The organism is Candidatus Lokiarchaeum ossiferum, from assembly GCA_025839675.1.
Taxonomy (GTDB): Archaea; Asgardarchaeota; Lokiarchaeia; order Sigyniarchaeales; family Promethearchaeaceae; genus Lokiarchaeum; species Lokiarchaeum ossiferum.
On sequence record CP104013.1, the window covers coordinates 3,144,771 to 3,168,869 of the forward strand.

A 24,099-nucleotide genomic window follows, 5' to 3' on the forward strand; every position below is an offset into this window, starting at 1 on the left:
GAGGAGATAATATGAAGTGTCAATATTGTTCAAAACCAGCGGTGTATCATCGAAAAATTTCAAATGAAACGGTTTGTAAGGAACATTTTTGCACTACGATTGAAAACAAAATACGTAAAACTGTTAGAAAGTACAATATGTTCAGCCCAACGGAAAAAATAGTTGTGGGCGTTTCTGGAGGAAAAGATTCTTTAGTTTTACTTTATAATGTAATGAAACTACAACAAAGATATCATCAATCGCCTCCCATTGAAGCAATATTAATTGACGAAGGCATTGAGGGATATCGCTACGAAAGTACTGAAATTGCAAAACAAATGTGTAGAATTTGGAATGTAAAGCTTCATATTGTCAAATTTAAGGAAAATTTTGGCAAATCACTGGATGAAATAATTCCTAAATTACCCAATTTGAAGATAAATGCATGTACAATCTGTGGCACAGTAAGAAGACATCTTTTAAATAAAAAAGCAAAATCTCTACAAGCAGACAAACTTGCAATTGGACATAATCTGGATGATCAAACTGAAACATTCCTTCAAAATATTGTTCGAAATGATCTAAAAAGGATTTTACAGCATCCTCCGAATGGGAATATTACTGATCCAGATTCATTTTTTATTCCAAGAGTCAAACCCCTTATGCAAGTACCAGAAGCGGAAATAAGTCGTTATTGTTACTACATGGATATACCTATTCAAACCACACCTTGTCCTTATGTTGAGAAATTTTTCATTCTCAGGAAAGAAATTCAAAATTTCATTAATGCATTGGAAGATCAAAGTGCTGAAATTAAATACAACCTACTGAAAATGAATGAAAAAATTATTGATCATACAAAAATTGAAATTGATCAAGATACTTCTTTTGATCCCCATGACCACCGTAATTTTTGTATCAAATGTAAAAGTCCATGCGGAGAAAAAAGGAAATTATGCTATTTTTGTGAATTGAAAGAAAGTTTAAATTGCAACATCTAATCCGTAGGGATCGGAGCATTGTTATTATCTAAACCTAGGCCTTTCTTGCAAATTGGACAAGAATGACGCATATTAATCCATTCTAAAAGATGATCTGAATGAGCTTTCGAATTACATAATGGACAAGCTAATACTTCATCAAATATCTTGATTCCTTTTCCGCAAACCGAACATTTTAGAGATTCTTTGCTATTAATTTTGATTGTAGATTTCCCTGCATCAAGGCCAATATCTTGAGCGGTGTCTTCAGTAGGGATGATTAATCGAATTTCCCCATCCTTAGCACTTTTTTGAACACAAAACACTGTTCCTCGCATTCCATCAGTTCTATTCCCAATCCATTTTACGGTTCCCGCAAAAATTCCTTTCCCATCTTTTCCAACAGCTAGCTTCAAATTATTATTTTCCATAACGTATGTCTGTATTACTTTCGTTGCTTGTATGCCTTCTATTGTAGATGATATAGCTTGAATGAGATCCTTTGAACCTTTAAAAACTAAAGGTTTTATGTTCATCATACCTTGTTTAGATTTCTTCGCCATCGAGATCAACTTTGATTTTTCTATGTGTTTTACTATTACTCTTTATCCTAAAAAAAATTCGCTTATTGTTTTGGAACTTCTTGTTTTTCATAATTTTCACAAAGAAAAAAAAAATTTTCTTAGGTTCATTTTTTAGAAGAAATTGATTATAGAACTTTTTAAATCACAAGAACAATTACTTTTTAATTAGAAGTGAAATAGTGATTAGTGAAAAAAATGGATTTTGAAGAAACAATTCAGAAAATTATTGAAAAAACAGGTCGCGCTCGAAATGACATAAAGAAATTAATCCAAGAACAAATTGAAGAATTAAGTGGATTAATTGATGAAGAGGGAGCAATTGTAATCGTCGCAAAAAATTTAGGAATCGATTTAAAATCAAATCAAGAAGCAGCGAATATGGAAGTTGATCAAAAAATTATTGATTTAAAACCACGAATGAATGCAAACACTGTGGGAAGAATTGTTGAAATTGAAGACATTCGTAAATTTAATAAAAAAGATGGAAGTCAAGGTGTTTTGTTACCTTTTATTATTGAAGATACTTCCAACATGATCCGGTGCCTGGCATGGGGAGAAAATCATGCCCAGATTTTACAAGAAAATGGATTTTCTTCGGGCGAAATAGTGAGAATAGTAAATGGGTTTATTAAAGAGGGAAGAACTGGTGCTCTTGAAATTCATATCGGCGGAAAAAGCAGAATTCAACTTCAACCAGACAATGTAGATTATAAATTGATTCCTGATGGGAAGAATTCATCCAAAATTTCTATAACCCCTCTTGGAAAAATTTCCATAAAAATGCCTTATGTAAATATTCAAGGAATTGTAAGTTCGATATTTCCGCCGAAAGAATTCTCACGAAAGGATGGAAGCAAAGGAAAACGTGCTTCAATTGCTATATCAGAAAATGAGAATAGTGTTTACATAACCTTCTGGGGAGATCATTGTGAGAAAATTAATGATATTGTCGAAGGTCATACAGTTCAGATCACTAGACTTACTCCGAAACCAAATTATAAAGATAATTCAAAAATAGATCTGACAGCAACCTCGAATACTACTATTATAATCCAAAATGGAGGTAATATTAATCATTCTTCAGCTAAGCCTAATGCCCAACCAGGCCAGATCATTACTATTCAAGAATTAAATACTAAAGGAGGCTTTGGATCTATCGAAGGAAAAATTCAAGATATTGATGATATTAAAACCATTAATCTACGTGATGGATCTCAAAAAAATATTTTAAAATTTGTTTTAGCAGATAAAACTGATGCAATAAGGGTCAATGTGTGGGGTGAAAAAATTCCCGAAACACCTCTCAAAGTTGGAGATGTCTTGAGTATTGAAAGTCTTATGGCAAAAATTAATTCCTATTCAAATCAAATGGAAGCGACTCTTACTCGAAACGGAGTAATTACTCAAATAGATAAAATTATTGAGACTAATAAGACCATTGCGCCAATTGCTTCAAAAAATGCTTTTCAAAAACTTGATCGGAAGAATATTGAAGATATAACAGAACCGGAATTTTATGAATTCAAAGGATCAATAATAAAGGAAATTAATCGGATCACGACATATTCAGCCTGTTCAACGTGTAATCGGAAATATGAAAACTGTAAATGTGATAATCCAGGAGATCAGGTTAATAGAATGATAATAAATTTGCTTCTGGATGATGAAAGTAGCACAATTCGAGCAACATTAATGGGAGAACGTGCTGAAAAGTTCATTGGAGAAAAGACAGATCGAATTGTGGAACTCCAAGAAGGAGGGGAATTAGAATCCTTCTTAAAAGAACGAAATAAAAGTTTAGTGGGCAAAGAATTTGTCTTTCGGGGAAAAGCAAGATTTTCCAATTATTCTGAAAGTTATGAAATAAGCATCAATTCTTTTGAAGAATTAAATGTCGAAATGGAAGCATCTAGAATTCTTAGCTTGTTGGAATGAATTTTTTTTTTAAGTTTCTATTCTCCATTAATTTAAATAGTCGGATTTAGGGAAATACAATAGAAATGGAAGAACAACGTTTGAATATGGTTTCCCAATTGCAATCGAGAAAAATATTAGAGTCAAAAATGATAATTGAAGCCATGAAGAAGGTTCCACGACATCTTTTTGTTCCCTTAAATATGAAAAATAGGGCCTACGAAGATAATCCCTTACAAATTGATTGTGGACAAACGATTTCTGCCCCACATATGAATGCAATGATGTGTGAATATCTACAAATAGAAAAAGGACAAAAAATTTTAGAAATAGGTACTGGATCAGGATATCATTGTGCCCTCTTAGCTGAAATAGTTGGAAATAAGGGAAAAATATATTCGATCGAGCGAGTTCCACGTTTAGCCAAGAAAGCTTCAAAAGTATTACGAGTACTAAATTACGACAATATTGAAATCATTACAGGTGATGGTTCATGTGGTCACCAAATAGAGGCACCTTATGACAGAATACTGGTAACCGCAGCAAGCCCTCAAATTCCCGAAATTCTTATTCAACAATTAAGTGAAAATGGAGGAATTATGTGTATTCCAACTGGAAAACAACGCTGGATTCAAGATCTATTAGTAATCAAAAGACATGAACATTCAATTGAAAAGAAGTGCGTTTCTAAAGTCATTTTTGTCCCTTTAATTGGGAAATTTGGATTCAAAGAATAAACTTGTTGATAAACTATATATTTAATTTTCTGGTTCTATATCGATAAACTCAATTAGACTCAGAATATTCTTTAATATCTCATCCCGGTCAATATTTGACTCAGCAACTAATAATTTTTGCACATTAGCTCGAGTTTCAGGATGTTTTGGATTGTTTTCACAAGCAGGACCTTTAATCAAACTCAATTCATATAGCCCAACTTTTTGGCTGATTTTAATAATGTCCAACTTGTCAAAACCGATAAGTGGACGAACCACAGGAACTTCTTTATTAATTTGATGAACCGCATATAAATTATCTAAGGTCTGGGAAGCCTGCTCTCCTAAAATATCACCATTCACAATCATCGAAGCTTTATAAAAATGAGTTAAATATACTGCGGTATGAATCATGGTCCGCTTGCAAATAACGCATGTTAACTTCGGTTCGCATTTCTCTTTAAAAACTTCAACTATCGCATCATAATCCACAAAGTGTAAACGCATCTTTCGTTTGGTTAATTCAACCAATTTTTTTCCGATCTGAATTATTTTTTCTTTATTTAAGTTCCTATTTTCTTTGCCATTAAGAAATGAAAGTCCAAAACAATTATACCCTTGTTTCATGATAAGATAGGAAGCGATGGGGCTATCTAATCCAGTGGATAATAAAGACACAAAAGAAGGAGATATATCGAGAAAATCAGTTTCAGAAAGCATGATCCAATGTGTATAGCTTTGTAATGTAAATCAAATTTTCGATTTAGGTTTAAAAGTCATTATCTGATCTATGGATTTTCATTTTACACGAAAAGATCCAAGATATTATCTACGTATTTTATTCATATTATGTTCGTGACAATCCCATTGATTAGAAAAAATTTGTTGTGGATTAATTAAGAAACCCTACAAGAAACTACGATCAAAGCATATCACGATGTTATCAGTTTATAGATATGATCCATTTTTGATCAGAATTGTTGGTGTTATGGTGACCCCCATGCAAAACTTCCGCCTCATACAACTAGATGAACTTAACCCTTCTTCCCTTAATCACCCATTATGCATTATTGGCATGCCCGGTATTGCAGACATTGGTAAATTTGCAGTTGATCAACTTATTGGTATTTTCAAAGCAAGAAAATATTGTGAAATTATTTTCAACGATTATCCCGCTGGGGCGATTGTTGACGAAAGTCTTTTATCCACACCCAAAGCAGAAATTCTCTATTACTTGGATCCAAAAAAGAAACAAGATTTAATTTTAATTACAGCTGATGCTCAAGCAATGTCGCCTCGTGGTATCTATGAAATTTCAGATTATATTGCAACATTAATCCACCAATTAGGAGTAGTCAAAATCTTGGCATTAGGGGCTTATCCAATTAAGAACGCAAAAGCTGAACAAGGAAGTATCTACATCACATCCACAGAAACTAAATATATTGACCAATTTTCGAATTCAGGTGAAGCAAAGAAAGTTAGTAAAGGAGTCATTATTGGATCCAATGGATTAATTCCCACCTTGGCAAAAGCTCGTTTTGGCATGGAAGGTATTGTTCTTTTAGCGGAAACAGATAATTCTGCTATAATGAATGAAAATATCACAGATTTACAAGCATCAATTCATTTACTCGAATTAGTTGGGAAGCACTTCAATCTACCAATAAAAAATAATTTCAGTGAAAATCGAATAACAGAAATTTCTAAAGATTTAGAAACGAAAAGAAAGCAATTGGAAGAAGAATTGGAAACTATTCAACCTCATGTAGAGCTGGCAGATGTAGATAAATCTCTATACATTTAATTTTCATTTAATTATGAAAAAAAAATAAAACTACAATGGATACTTTTTTTGAAAATTTTGTTCATATCTTGCCTTAGCAGATGATGAGGTATAATTCTGAGTTTGCGGTCCTAAAGTTTCAACAGAAAATGAAGATAAAGTGGCACCCATTTGGCATGCTTCTAAAATGGAACAGTCATTAGCTATACCAACTAATAAACCCGCTCGAAAAGCATCTCCAGCCCCAGTCGTATCTAACACCTTCGAAGGTTTACAAATGCCAACATGAATGATTTCCTCATCGAAGAAACAATCGGAACCTTTATTGCCTTTTGTTATTATAACTCTAGAATTTATTTTCAATAAATCCTCGATTGACATATTTAATTTCTCAAGAATCATGTTGACTTCAAATTCGTTCCCAATCAGCATATAAGCGAGTGGGATCACTTCTTCAAGCATTTCTTTAGAAAAAGCGGGCGTTACCTGCCCTGGATCAAAGATAAAAGGTATCTCAAGCGACTTCAATTCTTTTGCCCATCCCATCATAGCCATAACATTATCTGGACTTACTGATGCAATCTTTATCCCCGAATTTGTTATATTCTTCTTTTTCAAATTGATTTCGGGACATTTTTTCATTGCTCCTTCATGAAAAATAATCATTTGATTGTGATTCTCATCATTCACAATATAACATGAAGCAGTAAATAAATCAGAATGAATATTTCCTCTGAAAATTAATGAGGGAAATCTCTCCATATGTTTTTGATAGCCTAAATCAATGAAATCTTTACCTACAGAAGTGATAACTTGCACTGGACTGTCCAATTGTGCAATATTATATGAAATATTACCTGAGGTACCTCCAAAATTTATTTTCTTTGAATGTGGCATTACTGCGAGATTAAACACTTTTTTCTCTGGATCTGAAGTCAAATTCTTATTCAAATCCCCTCCGAAATCCATTATATAATCATAGGCAATAGATCCTAATACAAGAATATCTTTATTACTCATAATCACATTGGTTTAACCGATCCAAAAAAAAAAGGTTTTAGAATCCAAACAAAAAGGAACTGAAAAAGTATCAATTGTTGATGAACAAGGCTAGTTTCCCTTCAATGAATACGTAAATTTAAAGGTCCCGCATGAACAGCGGACCAATATGGTCCGTAAAAGAAAGTACCCCGGAACGGGGCGAAATCAAGGTGATGTGACCATCACCATCCAAAAAGACAAAATAAAATTCATGCGGAGACCAATATTCTAATAAATTCAAAGAATATAAATTCTGAGATTATTCATGATAGGTTTAACCCCGTTATTTTGTTATGGATTACAAGAAATAGATCGAAAATTCAATTATGTCGGTCACCCTTATTTACCTTCCATCGGATTTAAAACAAAATCAATTCAAAATTTTAAGATATAATTAATATCTCGCAGGAAAGATCAGTATTTCTATTAACAATTTCCCAATACATGAAAAGAAAAAGAAAAAAAATACCTTAACTATAATCGTAGATAAATCCAACAGGGAGTTTGATCCCTAATAATCGTATATATAAGGTTAATTGTCCCCGATGATGCACAACTTCTTCCTGAATTGTCATCAAGGCTTGGATTCCAGCTAATTTGAATCCATGCCAACAATGGAAGGTAATTTCTTGCTGCAATTTGTCTTCTGTCAACGATTCAAGTGTTTCGTGGAAGTAAGTCTTTATTTTCTTTATATAATCTTTAATTTGATCCAGTGTAGCACCTGTTTTTGGGGTTGGAATTTCTGCAAAATCTTCATTTTCCAATTTCCCTTTTCGTACTGCTTTCGAATAGGCAAATACCATCTCATACATATGTGCCACCAATTCCCCTAAAGATAGAGAGCTTTCATCCCCACAGGGTTTAAAATTCACAGCATCTTCAGAAATTTTGGTCAGTAGTTTATCGACGACTTTCATTTGGTTGTTTAACAAATGTAATAATGTTCCCTTAACGCTCTGTAATTGCGACATACATTAAATAGAACATATCCTATATTTAAGACTTGGTGGATGAAAATTTATCAGATCCCAAAAAGAATTGAAATTTTTTTTCATGAAATTAATATACTTTTACACTTGTTATTCTATCATGACCAATCCAGCAGTGGTACGCAAAATCAATCCTGATGAACTGGACCAATTATTGGAGCTCTACTCCTATTTTCCCTCAAACGTTGAACCCCTACCCTCTCCCGATATTATTCAAGTAACATGGAATTCCATCATGGTCAATCCACATCTTCATTATTTCGTTGTTGAATATGATAATAAGCTCGTTTCAACTTGCAACTTAGCCATCATCCCGAATTTAACTCATGGAGTCCGACCATTGGGTCTTATAGAAAATGTCGTCACCGCTAAAGCCTATGAAAATCATGGGTTTGGGCAAAAGGTGCTCCACTATGCCAAAAAATGGGCTAAAAAACATCGCTGCCATAAAGTGGTCTTACTCACTGGTTCCAAACAGCCGCGGACTTTAAAATTTTATGAAAAAGCAGGATTTCAACGAGGGATAAAAACAGGGTTTGTCTCCACATTAGATGATGTCGTGTAATTCCCCAGAAATACAAATCATCTATTTTTGATCTCTCGATGAATAGATAATAAATCCTTTCTTGCGCAATATATCAAACCCTATTTTTTTATACATTTTATGAGCTCGTTCATTGGCTGATCCTGACAACAGCATTACCTCGGTACACTTTTTATCCCAGGCAAAGTTCAAAGCATGATTCACTATGGCCTTCCCGTAACCGTTGCGACGATAATCTCTATGGATCACCACATGTTCAAGAAACCCATAACCATCCCCACCCCGAATGAAAGAGGGTGTTATGGTCAAAATAAAAGAAGCAATTATTTTCTTATCTTCTTCTCCAATGAAATAGGTAATACACGGGCTTTTCTGTACTTGATCCCAGATCTCTAAATTTTCTTGTCATTTAATAGTGGGAAATTTTCTTGGCTTGCATAATGATGATAAAGCGGAATTAATTTTCCGATTTCATCCTCGTTGATTTTTCGTATCTCCACACCAACTTTCCTCTGGTATCACTAATGATATTAAATTAAGAAATAACCTTGTTTTCAAAGGGAATTAAAAGGAAAGAGAAATGGCGCAGGTGTCAGGGATCGAACCTGCGACCTGCCGATTAACAGCCGACCGCTCTACCGAAGATGTACCATATGCACTCAAATACATAATTCTTAACACCAAAATTCCTAGAAAATTGCTTGGCGTAAGATTTCGAGTATAATCCTTCTCTATGATAAAGTTTTAATTAATCAAAAACTCAAAAAAAAAAGAAAAAAATTAAACAATTTCAATCCAAAAAGCTTTTGTTCCATGATAATCTATGGTGAAAGTCTTAGCAAATAAGTCGGTGTCCGAAGGAATAAATGTCTCAAATTTTAAAGAAAATGATTCTCCTTCTTCAAATTTTAATTGAGATTCAAATTTAAGAGTTATCGGCCCAACAGGAATTGTGGTCCAAGCACCATAGTTTCGATTATACTCATGATCATTCACCATTTCAATTTCCCAAGGATTATTTGGTAATAACTCCTCAGTTATACCGATTTGTTCACGTTGAGAGTAATATTGAGATCTGGGATCAAAAGTAATCCCTGGATAATCTGTATTGAATTCACCTAAGAATTTTCTGAAGCGAAGGATTTCTTTGCTAGGATCTTGCTCCAAAATAATCCTTTGATAAGCGTGAACAGAATTGGCATCTTCGTATTTGTATCCTATTCCTTTAACGTTTCCCCAATATTCAATTCCAACTATCACATCTTCTTCAATATTAAGGATAGGATTTTTAACAGTGAATGAGACTTTTTCTAATTCCCCTAATTCAACATCAATACCTGCACCTCCTGTATCTTTAGATCCAATAGAAACACCGGCTTTTAGTTCAATTTTTTTTGTAGAAAAAGATGTTAAACCTGGTGTTATATCCCAATCCAAATTAATCCCATTTGGAGATGTTGGAATATAGATTCGATATTCTGGAATGACAATCTTTTCAGAAGATATCAAATCCACCGAATTTTCAACTGCCTTTCCAAGTTTTATGTTATCCATATAGACTTGGAAGGAAGCATCATTAGTATTACTTGTATAGATTTCGAGTTCCGTTACATCCCACATTTCAGTGCTGGCACGAGGTTCATCAGCGATCTTCACACCATCAACCCAAGCTTGCCATTGATTATTATCCATATCCATTAGTAAATCGATTTTATACATGCGATTTGATTCTGGCAAACAATAAATATCATCAGGACCAATATAACTGTTGCCATATACATCATTAGTGACCGAAAGAACGTTTTCTGGAAAATCACCATAAGTTTGGTGCAAACTTAATCTAATATAATCTTCGTAGGAAACAATATCATTATCTTTGAAAATGATTGTAAAATCTGGAATGCCAGTGTATCCGATTTCAAATGTGAAAAGATATTTTCCATAATTATCCATTTCAATATCTTTACTAATTTTCACTTTTTTATTATTTAAAATTCCTCCAGTACTGGAATCTACAAATTCTATAACCCTTCCATAATAATCAGTTATTGGAGAAATTATAACATTAACAGAACAATCTGTTCCTTCAGAAATAGTATAACCAGAAGGATTTGTTCCAATACCTGCATTCTCATAATTATCCGTAACAGGGTATCCAGCATCCTTTGGATTAGAAAAATACAACTTGATCTCGTCATCATCAGTAAACCCATCACTATCAGTATCTTCTAATCCAGGATTCGTAGTAAGTTCATAATGCTCATATCCGTCATTATATGTATCACCATCAGAATCTGGATTTGTAGGATTAAGGTTCACATAACCTTCATATTCATAGATGCCAGTAGCTTCAGAGCTTAAATCATCTCGTACAAAATCTAATTCTTGCTTATCAGTCAATCCATCAAAATCTGAATCAATTTCTGAGGGATTAGAATAATATGTTTTGTAGAATTTTGGTCGAGAATTTGGATCTGAATAAATTAAATCATATCCAGTTACTTCTTCGCTATCAGTTAAACCATCTTCATCTTTATCTGCTAAAGCATTCAAAGGATTTGTATTGTATACTAAAACTTCATCTCCATCAGATATACCATCATTATCTGAATCAGAATCACTTGGAGATAAATCATCTAACCTAGAATAATGAGCTTCATAGTTTCCATCCCATATATTAAACCAATTATAAGAATATTCTTCATAATTGGACAAATCATCATTATCAGTATCCCTATCCACATTTGGAAGATGGAAATAGCTTCTGTATCCTTCAGAAGATACTCCTAACCCATCAATTCCAAAATTCATAGCATCATATCCACTATGTGTGTACATCCCAAGCGAGTTGATGTAGGAATAAGAAAGAACTGGAATATCACTTCCCACTTTTTGACCATCAATCCAAGCATCAACTTGATTATTGCTGAAATCTAATTCAATGTGAACTTGATACCATTGATTCAATTGATAATCAAGAATTGGAATCCAAGTTCCTGTATCTCGTCTAATTCCAAGATGACCACCCCAGATTGGCATGTAAAATGGTTGTCCTGATCCGTGAAAAGTTAGATATGCATATCCATTTGATGAAGGCGATGGAGAATACCACCAGAAGTCAATAGAATCACCATCCTGACTCATAGTATTAAAACTGACAGAAGCGGTTGGACTTGTTGTTGGTGTGTTTCCTTGGGCAAGATATAATGCATTGGGATGATTTTCAATATTTTTAATTGTTGCAGTTGCTGTTCCAGGATTATAAGTCCACTCTTGCCAATTTGTGGTTCCAATTATTTTGAAGCTTTCAATATCGGGATGATTTGAAAATGCTTCATACCCTTGGGAGGAAACTCCTAAACTATCAAATCCAAAATTCATTTTTTGTTCAGTACCCTGTGTATACATGAAAATATTGTCAATTTCAGAATATGGAAGCACTGGAATATCTGATAGAGTTTTTATTCCATTTGCCCATAAATCCACTTCATTATTTGTGAAGTCAAATTCAACGTGCATATGATACCAGGTTGACCATTCAAAATTGAAATATTCCCATGCACTTGTATCCTTTCTTATTCCAAAATGATTTGACCATATTGGGAAGTAAAAGGGCCGTGAACTCCCATCTTGCAAGCAAATATATGCATAACCAATCGTATCGGAAGAAGGAGAATACCACCAAAAATCAATATAATCATTATCTTGATTCACCGCAGGAAAAGACACAGCTACAGTTGGACTAGTTATTGAATTAACATGATCTTCTTGGGAAAGATAGAGAGAAGTCGGATGATCTCCAATATTCGTAATAGTAGCAACTTCCGTCCCAGATTGAATATTAAAATCATTCCATTCAATACTATTTTCAACAAAGAAGCTATCAATCGTATAATGATTATTATAAGCTATATACCCTTCAGAAGACACACCCAGAGCATCAAAGCCAAAATTGGTATCACCAAGATCACTGTGGATATACATATTGATGGAATTAATGAAGGAGTAATCTAGGACTGAAACATCAACAAGTGATTTTTCCCCATCAACCCATAAATCCACTTCATTATTCGTAAAATCAAATTCAACATGCACATGATACCACGTTGAATAATCAAAATTGAAGTAGTTACTCCAGCTTCCAGAACTATCGCGAATTCCAAAGTGATTAGCCCATATAGGAAAGTAGAAGGGTTGTCCTGTATCTTGTTTAAATGTAATATATGCGTACCCATCGGAACCAACTGAAGGCGAAAACCACCAAAAGTCAAGATAATCTTGATCGTCATTCAATGTATTGAAATTAATGGATGCTGATGGATTAGTGGTTACTGGATCTTCTTGAGATAAATAGAGTGCATTATAGCGGCCATCAATATCAGTCAATACCGCTAATTCTGAACCTTGAGATATACTCCAGCGGTTCCAATCGATGCACTCACTTTGATCATATCCTATCCCACTACCATCCATAGGATTTAGAGGATTTAAATTATTGATATATTCCCATCCATCAGGCATTCCATCTTGATCTGTATCCATATTGTTGGGATCTGTTCCCAAAGTATTCGTTTCGAGCCAATCATTTAACCCATCATTATCAGTATCATCAACAAGATAAACGTAAATCGACTCAATTCTTTTTCCTGTTAAGTAAAAGCATTCTTCCCCATCAGCATATTCGGGAGAATCACCTAAGGATTGAATGTGTCCACGATATCGGATTTGATATTTATACTCAGGACAGTTTACTAGTCGAATTGCAAATTTTTCAATCTGTAGTGCCTGTCCTCTTGTTCCAGCATAATTTCCATCACTTATCCACTGTGTCCACCCATTTCCTTGAATATATACTTTGTATTCAATGTCACAATCAAATGTATTGTCTACAATACTTAATTGAATCCCTTCTAATCTTTTTGCAATACCTTTATGACCAACCCATTGGTGGTCAGTTCCAACAATATCCCCATAGGATTGTTGATGAACCAAAACGGATAAAATTTGGCTACTAACGTTTGGTACGTTCAACTCCCTTTGAGATTCTTCTTGATCCTCTGTAAATCCAAATTCTCCAGAATTGGATAGAGTTAGGCTAAGAAGAAGTAAAAATGCAATATATTTTTGTTGATTTTTCATTTTATAACTTCCAGATCAAATTATTCTGACTTAAGACAAATTTTCCTCTAAACTAAAAATCACTAATTGTGTAAAACCCCTACCATATGAAAAAGTCGCACAAATTTTTCGGATCATGAGCTAAAATTACTCTCGAAAAAAGACTTTTTGATTTTTGGATCAAATTACTGATTTTTTTACTATCTGTCCAAATCTGAACATTACTAATATAGTTAAAGAGGTATTTAAACTGCACGTTGTTAGTAAAACGCTATGATTTTTATTGAATAAATATTTAAAATAAACTTATTCCTATAATTCATTAATTACTTCAATTTTTTACCTTTTCAACAAATTTAAACTATTTATGTTACAAGTCATAATTCCACATTCAATTCCCTGTACTTGTAAAATAATTTAGTGTTCAAGCTTCCAATTCTAACTCAAACATTAAATTATGCTCGGATGATAGGACTTAACTTGAAAAAAATTACTTTAACTTCAGTTTAATATTGTCAATTAATTTTTCTTTGATAAATCCCTCTTCTCGAATTAATCGAAAATATTGCCCTTCCTCAAATTTAAACCCAAATTGATCCCCACACTCCATGAAAACTTTGTGGCGCAATACCTTCCCAGGAAAATGTTTCCACTCTTCACCACTGGCAACTATTTCCTGTATTCGGTCTGAATATTTTGCAAACTGTTTGAGATAATACGGTTTATCTACAGATATATGACATTTTTCGCTGGTTAGTATATTCACAGTATTAAGAAAATTATCCAGCAATTCATTTTCCGATGTTGTACCACCCTTGATTCCCTCGATTATCGGTTTTATTAACTCTTTTTTTTCATCCTCCGAAAATACCTTTGGAAACTCCTCGAAAAAGAATTTCAACTTCTTTGTCATCTTCATTGTCTCATCGATAGAAGTTTTGATTAGATTAGACACCTTTTCAAGGGTAATCTCTTCCTCTGAATCTGGATTGGATCTTTCAATAAGTTCTTTGAGTAGCTCAGGATTGAGGTATAAATTTTCGATTTCCCGCACTGGGAGTAGTACAATTTTATCTCGGATTTCTTTTGCCTTCTTATTGCGAATTTCCTTATTACCTTCATCATTATCCAAAATAATGAGAAATTTGAAGTTTTTATTGGTAAAATTCTCTATCAACTGTGCATTTGCCCAATAATGTAAATCTCGTTTGCCTCCTAACGGTTGTAGTATGATTCTTTGCTCTTCTAAAATTTCCGGAATTGCTTGTTTGAAAAACTCTACATCATCCTTTCCTTCCACCAATATCATCCCATTATTCATGAGATAATCTGAAGGTTTGATGCCTAAATCTTCAAAAACTTGTGGTATATTTTCTGCTTTTTCATTATATACATGAGTTATTTTATCACTTCGTTTTACCCTATGAATGCTCCATCCCTTTTTCATACTATCCAAGAAATATGGTGAATGAGTAGTAATTAAAACTTGAAATCGGCTCAAATTTTCCTCGATTATTGATAGGAGTATTTTTTGCAAATCAGGATGTATAAAAAGTTCCGGTTCTTCAATTAACAGCAATCCATTTTCTTTTGTTTCTAATATTGCAACTAAAATTGTTACCAATTGCTGAATCCCCTTCCCCAATTTGTCAAAAGTAAGTTTGTACTCTAAATCTTCTTCTAATACATAAGGAATTGTCAAGGGATATTTCTCAATAGGAATGTTTGTTTCTGGGTAATAATCAATATTATAAAGAGAATAATCTGGTTGATGTAAAAAATTTTGATTGATCTCTTTAATATTAGGATACAATTTGCTCAGATAGTGGTTGAGTTTTTCTAATTTTTCTTTCTCATTTGTGTTATAGCTAAGAATTTTTAGTGGGACATTTTCTCCATCATATTCAAAATGAAAAGGCTTTGTAGAAGCCTCCACCTTATAGAATGGTAGGAATGAACGATCTTCAACTACCATATTCATCTTGGAATAGAAATCTATAATCGGTGATAAGAAAAAGTGCAATAAAGGATTGCTATGAACTCGTTTATCAAAAATGGATCTATTATTCAGAAGTTGATTGCCAGGATTCGGAAATCCAGTATTGAAAATCGAATTTGGAAAAAAATGCCATTCAAATGAATTACTATTAGCAATGAGTTTTTTCCTTGGTTTGCTAAGTTCCATGTTTCTAATAGAATATTCATGTCCTACTGAAGTCCTATCCACAAAATTATAGGAAATCAGTCCATTTTTGAAAGTAACTCTTCTAATAAAAATTTCATAACTTGACCCAGGAGCTACTTCAAATTCATATACAATATTTTCAAATGCCTCCTCTAATAATATCGATTCCTCAGGGTTGAATCGATTATCTTTGAAAAATTTAAATAATTTTGGGTTTTTCAAGTAGTCTTTTGAATGTTCCCTAAATAGCCTTGATGCTTGATCACGAAAATATTCCAAAATCTTTGATCTATCAAATTTGAATTCTAAATTTATCTTTACCGGATGCTTCTGGGAATTGAACTTAATCAATTTTTTATCTAAAAGCTTCCCCGACCTTATACTCTTTAAAATTTTAAATAAATTGCTTTTCCCTGAATTATTAGGTCCAATTATAACGCCTAAATCCCCAATATTCTCGAATACTTGGTGATCGAAACTTAGCAGATTGAATATTTCTATTCGATGCAACCGCGAAATTGTCATATATTATTAGTTTTGGACAAAGGTGTAGTTAAATTTTTAGATTAAAACTCAATTTCCTTTAAACTTTGATAAGGAAAAAAAAAACACGTATATAATTAAATCAATATCCATATTTTTGCATGATATCAGTAATATCTCTTCCATAGTATTTCACGTAGGCCACAATTCGCCCATAGGTATCAATCGCCACTTGTTTAATGGTAACCAAAGATCCTACAGGTATTAAAGAGGATAATATTCTTTTTGCTTTGAAATAACCAGATTCTCCCTTTTCAGGTGTGTTAATATTAGCAATTCGAACATATTTATTACCCGTTATAATGAAAGTATCTCCATCTACAATCGCAGCTACTTTTTTTCGATATATATTTGATGTTGGGTATTTCTTCGAAATTGAAGATGTCATATTTTATCACCTCCATCCAAACTCCTAAGATATGTTTTAAATTGATTTTCTGAAAGCGCAAAGCAGTTATTAGAATTGTGATACTTGTTAATATCTAGCAACCGCTCGTCAGTATAAAAGGAACCACTGCAAATGGCATAAAACTGCCCAGATTCATTTGATTCCGAATTTTCAAACAAGCGAACAATATTTTGCATCCTACTTGATTGAGAACCTCCACTCCCATCTGAATGAAATCGAACAAAATAGGACCTCTTTCCTTTAATTTTACATGAAAGATGAATTGAACTTGATTTTACATTCAATCGCTTTTTTGTGATCTTTCCGTCTGTAATGTAGAGTCTTGGAGTTCTCCAATGAGTGATCAAATTTGAAATAAAAGTCTGGTTGGTCAGATATTTCGTAAATTCCCTCAGATAAGTATTTCCTCGCTTCAAATTTAGGTCCTTACTTACGCATATTGCAGCGAATAATTTATCTTCAAGAAATTTCTGTTCTATATCCTTAATTGGAATTCCCGTACGGTCATGTAACCGGATAAGCTGTTTTACCTTATGGCCCTTCATAATTCTCTTCCGAATTATGGAGATTTGCGTGGTGACGTCCTTTCTAATCTGAAATTGGTACATTAATTAATTACTTCCTTTACTGAGTGGTGGTTTGTGTGTGACAGAATCAATCCTTCGAGTAAGCTATTTGATCAATCTACGTTGACTTACGCGCGCGATCGTTACCCGTTACAATAACGAAGGTCACACGCGTATTTAAATCAAGGTATTTATAGAGAAGTACCCTTCCTCAACCGACAAAAATTCAAAAATTTCACTGTTGGATAGAAAAACACGCAAGAATTCCAATATTTCATAATGTGAATATTTTTAATATTTCACTCGTACTGTTAATATTGTTAGTGAAAAAAAAAATGAATTCCTTAGATTTAGTTGAAGAACGAAATATTTTAGTCGTTCCAATCGGTTTAGAAAATGAGCGGGTTGTTAAAAGCTGCCAAATTTACCCTGTGAACGTCATTTATCTCTTGAAGAGTAACTTTGAATCTAATTCTGATCATAAGGAAAAAAACTCATCCCAATGGGGAATAGAACAATACTCAAAAACAATTGCATCTGAAGTCATTAAGAAATTTGAAAATACTTTTTTTGAAATTCAACCAAAAAATTGCCATCTCGGCTCCCTCCCGAGCACAATTTCTATTTTAAATGACATCTATGAAATTGAACAGAAAAAGGGAAAATTGAACAAAATTTACATCAATATCTCCACCGCATCCAAATTATTCGCAATTGGGGCCTATATTTTTGCCTCTCAATTCCCCGATATATGCAAACTTTTCTATTTGGCCACAAATAATTATCTTCTCTTGGAACACTTGAAATCGGAAAAAGGGGATTTAGAAAAATTAAAAACGGAATTTAGAAAATTTGGTCTAACAAAAGGACCTTTCAAAGTTGTGAACATCCCAATTCTGAAATCGGACCCTTTTTCAACCGATGAAAAACGATTGATCAATTATTTAGCCCAATTTGACCACATCAATTCGATAAAAGAAATATTGGAAAATCTCAAAAAGGATACCAACGCTAAAGAAAGAATGAATCTTCGCAGATCCCTTGAAAAACTCGAGAAAAACAATTTGCTGATACTAAAAAAAAGTGGAAAATCGGTTCAGGTTCTTATATCTGATGAATTGAAACAGCTCGCTGGCTCCTTTATACTGGAGTAGCTTATATTCCGCTGTAATTCTTATACGATTCATTCAATTTTAAAATAATATCGCAATCACAATCGCCAAAATGGACAGGACCAACTCAATGCGCCATTTCGAAGTTTCTTTCCTATATTTCCGTTTCTCCATTGCATTTTCAATTCCATCAATGAAATTCTTCAACTCTTCTACCACTTGATCTGGTTCTTGGTTCTGTTTCGAATTGAAATGATATATATACCATGTTTTAACCTTCCCAAAAATCGCTTTCCATTCGTGTAGCTTTTCCAGTGAAAATATTTCATCATGTAAATCAATCGATATTTCATTCAGCTCTTCCTTATCAAACCCGGTCCCATAATATAACTCAATCCATTTTCCATTATTTTGCTTGATTGTTTCAACTATCTCTTCGGAAGGTATCTTTTGTGTAAAAATTTGTCGATATTCTTCAACAAGATCATTTTCTTTTTCATAAACCCTTAATAAGATAAGATTCTTCGCATTCTCCAAGTTATTAAAGCAAAAAGTGAAATAATTCCTAAAAACTGCACAGATATTCACTAGTACGAATACTATAAGACTTATATAAACAAATAGTAGATAATGGTCTTGAGTTTTGATTACAGCATAGTATCCAAAGGCTATAGTGCCTATACTGATAAAAATACTGAAAAGCGTTGAAAAAAAGAGAATATTATGATTCTTATCCTTCCTTAAAAAACTGGTTGAATATTTCAAAATCTGTATTTCCCTTTCTATTGTTTGTTTTGTATCCTTCGTATTCTTCTTGTCGAAATAATCTAAAAAATCTGAGAGAAATTCATAATTTTTTTCAGTATCCTCGACATTATATGGTAGTTCTTTCTTTGAAATCCAATAAGAAATTAAAATCCTAAGAAAAATTATAATGACGAATGTCCAAATTATTAATCCTTGCTCGTTTTCATCGAAAGATCCTAATATTAAGATCATGCAAAAAATAATTCCATTAATTATTCTGGTTCCTGGAATTTCTGACTTAAATGTGGAGACTTTTTCTTCATATTCCCCGAGAATTTTCAAAATATCATTTTTATTTATCTTTTTTTGATTCATCTTATTAAATTAATTGGATTATTATGGATTTTAAGCCATTTATTAGGACTTTAATACATTCCATCATTTCTCGATTTATATATGGATAATCAAATTTTTTGAAATCCATTAGAACCGAATGTGTGAGATTTTTTTTATTTTAAATGATTAAAATAGTTCTAATCAGTAATTTTAGAAAAAAGTCATGGAAACGACCAATTGACAATCAATCGCAAAGTAAATCAATCATGAATTTTAAGAAGAGGCTAAAAGCGCAAATGGAAGACTAATAGACTTATAATTAAATGATAACCAATTTTTTTTTTTATTTTCGATTATTAAATGATTCTACTTATTTTTTTTAATCAAGATGGAAAGCATGTGGGTGCACAATTTTTTAATCCAAATTTTTTTTTACAAATCTATAATTTTCATTAGTAAAATTGTGTCTATTAGTTTGATTTGAAACATAGGACTGATTGATTTAAAATTTGATTCAAATACTTGGGTTTTTGATATGAAAAAAAAAATATTTGCATATTATCGGATTTCAACTGAGAAACAAAAAAAAAAGAATACTCAGGAAAATCAGAAAATTGCAATTTATAATTTTGTTGAAGGTTTAGACGTTGAAATTGTGAATGAATTTGAAGATTTGGGTATTTCAGGGGCAGATAATGACCGCCCACAATTCAATCTAATGCTTTCTAAATTGAATGAAGTAGAAGGATTAGTAATCTATGATTTAGACCGATTAACGAGAGATTTTGAAATGGGAGTAAACTTAATGTTTATGTTGAAAAATTCAAAAAAATCTTTGTATATTGCTCGAACCAAAGATATCAAAGATTTTTCAGATGATTCCGAGCAATTAATGACCATTATCAAATCATGGGTTTCTGCACTTGAACGAAAGAAAATTAAAGAAAGACAAAAAATAGGAATTCAACGATATAAAGAAACAAAAGGTCGTTGGGGTAGAAAGAAATCCTTTGGAAAATATAAAAATCCAGAACAATTTTGGAAAAACTATGATATCTATAGAGATTTGGGTATTTCCAAGACATCCTGTGCAAAATTATTAGGTGTCTCTCGTTCAACGATGAATAGACGGATAGAAGAACGTGAAATAAATAAGTCGAAAATCAAAACTACCCCAATTAATAACAAAATCAAAGAATGGAGCGAACCAAAACTTTAAAGGAAGTTTTTTTTATAAATTACTCTAATAATCGCTATATCGAAGAATCGAAGAAAAATTGAAATGTTAACGGTAAATTGAGCTTCCAGAGTGGCTTTTTCTAATTTCTGTCGGCTAATTTTTAAAGTAAAAGGATGAATAACACCTAAGCCCACCGGCCAAGGTGTTATAGAAGAAAGCCCACCGGCCATCTCCATGTTATTAATCTTCAAGAAAGTATTTAAAGATCACCATACATGTTTTTTATAGGTTTATTTAAAATCAAAAATGATTAGAATGATTATTGCATATCTTGACGAAACTGGAGATCCTGTCTATCGAAGGGGTGGCCCTAAATGGTTTGGTATAACTGCCGCAATCTTTCATGATTCAAAATTACTTGATGGAATAAATGTGATGAAGTCATTCAATCAAAGTAAATCCGAAGAATATGACTGTGATTTTGAAATACATGCAAGGGAATTTTCCAGCTCGAAAAAAGAACCTTATAATGCAATGAAAGTTGAAGAAAAAATAGAATTATTTACAGAATGCTTACATACTGTCAAAAATACTGGTGCTTCAATTTGCGGTGTGTTTGTTGATAAAGTTAAGCATAGTTATTGGCATGGTAAATATGATTTTTTAAAAAATGTAGTTATGAACCTATTTGAAAGGATAGGTAGATATCAGATTGCAAATTATCCTAATGAAGCCATTCTGATATTATATGACCAACCTTCTGCCCATTTAAGACCAATTATTAAACAATATTTCAAAGAAAGATTAGAAGTCGGTTCAAGATATGTCAAACCTGCGTTTTTCTTGAAAGAAATCTTATATGTTGAATCTAAATTTCATCAACCTATTCAAATAGCAGATTTAACAGGATATATTGTAAGAAGATTGATAGAAAAACGTATAGATGGTACATTTTCCAGTTTTCTAAAGTATGTTGATGACTTGTATAAAATAATTCGACCAATGTTAGATTTCAATCCAACAACAAAAGAAATATATGGGGCAGGAATTAAAATTATTGAAAGTAATGACAGGAAATATTATGGACGTTTCTGAACAGAGTGTTTGCTTAACCAAATATGAAAATACCTTTTATGGATCCAAAAATTTTCTTTTTCGGTTATTTGCCGTTATTTTCTTATAATTCTCAGTAGTTTCTCTTACGTTATCTATTCCAGTATCAATTAAGATTTGTTCAAATTTGCTACTTAAATTTTTGAATTTTATTGCATTATCAGCATAAGAATCAATATATTCATCAGGTTTTTTTTCAGGTTCTTTATTAAGGAATTTTAATAAGGAATATGATTTTGCCCCATGTTCAGCAGACAATTGGGCTTTGTGGTCGAGTTCTTCATATTTATCATAAGTAGCCGCAAAAATTGCATATAATTCAATTAAATCTAAAGGAATATTTAAAATTGGCATTTCATCTTCTTCAAAAGACATAATTGCATTAAAAAAATAACGGATAAAAAGTTTAGTTCTTTTTTTCGGTTCCGATTATCTGGTATACGGTTCCGAACCCTTTAGAAATAGTTAATTTGTCATCCTTCTTCAGAAAATATCTACTAATGTCGGTTCCGAATTGATTTTGCTAATAAATGGGACCGAAATTAGCGAGATTAGCGAGATTAGCGAGTATTTCAGACAATAAGGTGATTTCATCACCCCACGTGATATTTTTTCTTGGATTGATTCTAAGAATCGCAAATATGGACAGAAAATAGAAAAAACCCCTATTGGGTGATATGTTCAGTTTTCAAGCAAATCCCTTCCGCCGCGACACTTTCCTTTTTATCCTAAAAATCGAGAAGAGCTTAATTCTATTAACAAGAATTTAATTTCGAGCGTAAAGTCTGTTTAAATTCCTCAAATTTTTCGGTTACTCATTTTTTGCCAATTATTTCTCTTTTATTTAAAAAATAAACTTGATTGCTCAATTTATTATGCCATTTTAGAATAAGTATAAATGATATTTATATCTACATATAAACTGAATTTATACATATCTATATATTATGTTTATTATTGAATGAAATTGGATAATTATATAAGACTTAATTTAATTATAATATATTAGAGACGATTAATTTTTCTGACTCTTTTCTAGGTGAATATAAATGTTAAAAAAAGAAAAAAAATTGCAAAGAAAGAAGCTCAGTGCATTTAAAAATATTAAAGAACTTCTAAAACGAATACTAGCTTATATCGTGTTAAAAAAACTGATTTCCATAATAGAATTGGTTTTGCTTTAAACCATTTGTGTGAGTTTTTTTTTTTTTTTTTTTAATAATTTTTTCTAAATTTTTATTTCTGTCTTAAAAAATTAAAGTGAATTGCTACATTATTGGCTATACCAGTGTTTTATCATAAGAATCCACTATGTCGACTCAATCATATCCTAATTTTCCTAAAATTTGACCCAAAAGCATTTTATCAAATCTAAAGTATTTCAAAATGATTATGCTATTCATATTGACCAAAATCAAATCCCCTTCAGTTTTATAATCGAGCTTGAATTTGATAATCAATATATGACACATGTTGGATAATCTGAGATTTGAACAAATTTGTAGTTACATATTGCTTGTGATTAATGATTGTTGGGACCAAGTAACTTTTACAATAGAAAGAGGAAATGGCACAGGTGACATGGACCTAACTCGCTGATTACACTATATCTATACGTAGACGTTTCATTTTCAAAAATAATTTGTAGGACGAATCCATCATTTCATGCATTGACTCCCTTAATCAAAACTATAAATACACATCCTAACAATTACCTATTAGGTGTTTGAAATTCCGAAAGATGATCTCAATCAAGAAAAAGTCGACTACTTAAAAACCGTCTTCTCCCACAATCGCAGTATGATCCAACTTGCAGACAACAAAGCCAGCATTTTAATCCGAATTATTGTAGTTATCCTCCCAATTATTTTTGGAATCGATTCCTACTTAACTACAATTACTCTCCATAATAGCCTAAAAACCTTTCAATATGTTAGCTTTATCATTTGTATGGTTACCTTCATCATTTCATTCTTCTTATCGACAGGTGTTCTAATGGCTCGATTTGCTGAATATGATGATCATATCTTCTTTTCAAATATTGAAAAAGATTCCCTTGAAGATTATCAAAATATTATTGAAGAAATGGATGATTATGTCATTTTTGAAGATTATATCAAAGAAAATTATGCAATTGCCAAAATCAATAAAAAAAAGTATCAATGCTACAATATTTCCTTTTGGTTCCTTAATGCTGCGGTACTTTTATTGGTAATTCGATATATCTTATTGTTTACTTACCTTTTTTATTAAA

Annotated in this window: 23 protein-coding genes; 11 read left to right on the forward strand and 12 right to left on the reverse strand. The window is 32.3% G+C overall.

Annotation, left to right across the window (positions count from 1 at the left end; genetic code table 11):
• The first annotated feature begins 11 nt into the window (after positions 1-11).
• Positions 12-980 carry an ATP-binding protein gene (locus NEF87_RS13340; protein WP_457916193.1) on the forward strand — a complete coding sequence of 323 codons (969 nt, stop codon included), beginning with the start codon at positions 12-14 and terminating at the stop codon, positions 978-980.
• Here NEF87_RS13340 and NEF87_RS13345 read toward each other — a convergent pair.
• Positions 977-1,522, reverse strand: coding sequence for a hypothetical protein (locus tag NEF87_RS13345; protein WP_457916194.1), 546 nt, complete (start codon positions 1,520-1,522; stop codon positions 977-979). The two genes, NEF87_RS13340 and NEF87_RS13345, sit on opposite strands and share 4 nt — an antisense overlap.
• A 216-nt stretch (positions 1,523-1,738) precedes the next feature.
• Here NEF87_RS13345 and NEF87_RS13350 point away from each other — a divergent pair, with 216 nt between their 5' ends.
• Both NEF87_RS13350 and NEF87_RS13355 read left to right on the forward strand, forming a co-directional pair.
• A complete protein-coding gene (locus NEF87_RS13350) occupies positions 1,739-3,478 on the forward strand; it encodes a hypothetical protein (protein WP_457916195.1) in 1,740 nt (579 codons plus the stop codon).
• Positions 3,479-3,543: 65 nt separating this feature from the next.
• Positions 3,544-4,194 (forward strand): protein-L-isoaspartate O-methyltransferase, encoded by a 651-nt coding sequence (locus NEF87_RS13355; protein ID WP_371801946.1) that lies wholly within the window; start codon positions 3,544-3,546, stop codon positions 4,192-4,194.
• A gap of 21 nt (positions 4,195-4,215) precedes the next feature.
• Here the strand turns inward: NEF87_RS13355 and NEF87_RS13360 are convergent, their stop codons facing one another.
• Positions 4,216-4,893, reverse strand: coding sequence for a tRNA sulfurtransferase (locus NEF87_RS13360; RefSeq protein ID WP_371801947.1), 678 nt, complete (start codon positions 4,891-4,893; stop codon positions 4,216-4,218).
• Between the two features lie 280 nt (positions 4,894-5,173).
• Between NEF87_RS13360 and NEF87_RS13365 the strand changes: the two genes are divergently transcribed.
• Positions 5,174-5,980, forward strand: a complete 807-nt coding sequence (locus tag NEF87_RS13365) for a PAC2 family protein (protein ID WP_457916196.1) — start codon at positions 5,174-5,176, stop codon at positions 5,978-5,980.
• A gap of 30 nt (positions 5,981-6,010) precedes the next feature.
• On the opposite strand, the gene NEF87_RS13370 is transcribed toward NEF87_RS13365, so the two are convergent.
• Entirely contained in the window at positions 6,011-6,979 is a 969-nt protein-coding gene (locus NEF87_RS13370) for a PfkB family carbohydrate kinase (RefSeq protein WP_371801949.1), read from the reverse strand.
• Between the two features lie 491 nt (positions 6,980-7,470).
• Positions 7,471-7,974 carry a DinB family protein gene (locus tag NEF87_RS13375; RefSeq protein ID WP_457916197.1) on the reverse strand — a complete coding sequence of 168 codons (504 nt, stop codon included), beginning with the start codon at positions 7,972-7,974 and terminating at the stop codon, positions 7,471-7,473.
• Between the two features lie 118 nt (positions 7,975-8,092).
• On the opposite strand from NEF87_RS13375, the gene NEF87_RS13380 reads away from it, so the two are divergent.
• Positions 8,093-8,557, forward strand: a complete 465-nt coding sequence (locus tag NEF87_RS13380) for a GNAT family N-acetyltransferase (protein ID WP_457916198.1) — start codon at positions 8,093-8,095, stop codon at positions 8,555-8,557.
• A 21-nt stretch (positions 8,558-8,578) separates the two neighbouring features.
• Here the strand turns inward: NEF87_RS13380 and NEF87_RS13385 are convergent, their stop codons facing one another.
• Positions 8,579-8,926 (reverse strand): GNAT family N-acetyltransferase, encoded by a 348-nt coding sequence (locus tag NEF87_RS13385; protein WP_457920127.1) that lies wholly within the window; start codon positions 8,924-8,926, stop codon positions 8,579-8,581.
• 190 nt (positions 8,927-9,116) lie between these two features.
• On the opposite strand from NEF87_RS13385, the gene NEF87_RS13390 reads away from it, so the two are divergent.
• Positions 9,117-9,260, forward strand: coding sequence for a hypothetical protein (locus NEF87_RS13390; RefSeq protein WP_457916199.1), 144 nt, complete (start codon positions 9,117-9,119; stop codon positions 9,258-9,260).
• A 56-nt stretch (positions 9,261-9,316) separates the two neighbouring features.
• Here NEF87_RS13390 and NEF87_RS13395 read toward each other — a convergent pair whose 3' ends face one another.
• From NEF87_RS13395 to NEF87_RS13410, 4 genes are all read right to left on the reverse strand, one after another.
• On the reverse strand, positions 9,317-13,675 hold the full coding sequence (locus NEF87_RS13395) for a hypothetical protein (RefSeq protein ID WP_457916200.1): 4,359 nt from the start codon (positions 13,673-13,675) through the stop codon (positions 9,317-9,319).
• Between the two features lie 469 nt (positions 13,676-14,144).
• Positions 14,145-16,364 carry an AAA family ATPase gene (locus tag NEF87_RS13400; RefSeq protein WP_457916201.1) on the reverse strand — a complete coding sequence of 740 codons (2,220 nt, stop codon included), beginning with the start codon at positions 16,362-16,364 and terminating at the stop codon, positions 14,145-14,147.
• 100 nt (positions 16,365-16,464) lie between these two features.
• Positions 16,465-16,770, reverse strand: a complete 306-nt coding sequence (locus NEF87_RS13405; protein ID WP_457916202.1) for a thermonuclease family protein — start codon at positions 16,768-16,770, stop codon at positions 16,465-16,467.
• A complete protein-coding gene (locus NEF87_RS13410; protein WP_457916203.1) occupies positions 16,767-17,336 on the reverse strand; it encodes a hypothetical protein in 570 nt (189 codons plus the stop codon). The genes NEF87_RS13405 and NEF87_RS13410 overlap by 4 nt, the downstream gene beginning before the upstream one ends.
• Positions 17,337-17,692: 356 nt before the next feature.
• Between NEF87_RS13410 and NEF87_RS13415 the strand changes: the two genes are divergently transcribed.
• Positions 17,693-18,511 carry an HFX_2341 family transcriptional regulator domain-containing protein gene (locus NEF87_RS13415; RefSeq protein ID WP_457916204.1) on the forward strand — a complete coding sequence of 273 codons (819 nt, stop codon included), beginning with the start codon at positions 17,693-17,695 and terminating at the stop codon, positions 18,509-18,511.
• Between the two features lie 39 nt (positions 18,512-18,550).
• Here NEF87_RS13415 and NEF87_RS13420 read toward each other — a convergent pair whose 3' ends face one another.
• On the reverse strand, positions 18,551-19,591 hold the full coding sequence (locus tag NEF87_RS13420) for a hypothetical protein (protein ID WP_457916205.1): 1,041 nt from the start codon (positions 19,589-19,591) through the stop codon (positions 18,551-18,553).
• Positions 19,592-20,087: 496 nt separating this feature from the next.
• Here NEF87_RS13420 and NEF87_RS13425 point away from each other — a divergent pair, with 496 nt between their 5' ends.
• Positions 20,088-20,771, forward strand: coding sequence for a recombinase family protein (locus NEF87_RS13425; RefSeq protein ID WP_457916206.1), 684 nt, complete (start codon positions 20,088-20,090; stop codon positions 20,769-20,771).
• Here the strand turns inward: NEF87_RS13425 and NEF87_RS13430 are convergent.
• Positions 20,768-20,983 carry a hypothetical protein gene (locus tag NEF87_RS13430; protein WP_457916207.1) on the reverse strand — a complete coding sequence of 72 codons (216 nt, stop codon included), beginning with the start codon at positions 20,981-20,983 and terminating at the stop codon, positions 20,768-20,770. The two genes, NEF87_RS13425 and NEF87_RS13430, sit on opposite strands and share 4 nt — an antisense overlap.
• 64 nt (positions 20,984-21,047) lie before the next feature.
• On the opposite strand from NEF87_RS13430, the gene NEF87_RS13435 reads away from it, so the two are divergent.
• Positions 21,048-21,827, forward strand: a complete 780-nt coding sequence (locus tag NEF87_RS13435; protein ID WP_457916208.1) for a DUF3800 domain-containing protein — start codon at positions 21,048-21,050, stop codon at positions 21,825-21,827.
• A 36-nt stretch (positions 21,828-21,863) separates the two neighbouring features.
• Here NEF87_RS13435 and NEF87_RS13440 read toward each other — a convergent pair whose 3' ends face one another.
• On the reverse strand, positions 21,864-22,220 hold the full coding sequence (locus tag NEF87_RS13440) for a hypothetical protein (protein WP_457916209.1): 357 nt from the start codon (positions 22,218-22,220) through the stop codon (positions 21,864-21,866).
• Between the two features lie 674 nt (positions 22,221-22,894).
• Here NEF87_RS13440 and NEF87_RS13445 point away from each other — a divergent pair.
• Entirely contained in the window at positions 22,895-23,029 is a 135-nt protein-coding gene (locus tag NEF87_RS13445; protein WP_457916210.1) for a hypothetical protein, read from the forward strand.
• Positions 23,030-23,567: 538 nt separating this feature from the next.
• Positions 23,568-24,098 carry a hypothetical protein gene (locus tag NEF87_RS13450; protein ID WP_457916211.1) on the forward strand — a complete coding sequence of 177 codons (531 nt, stop codon included), beginning with the start codon at positions 23,568-23,570 and terminating at the stop codon, positions 24,096-24,098.
• Position 24,099: the final 1 nt, after the last annotated feature.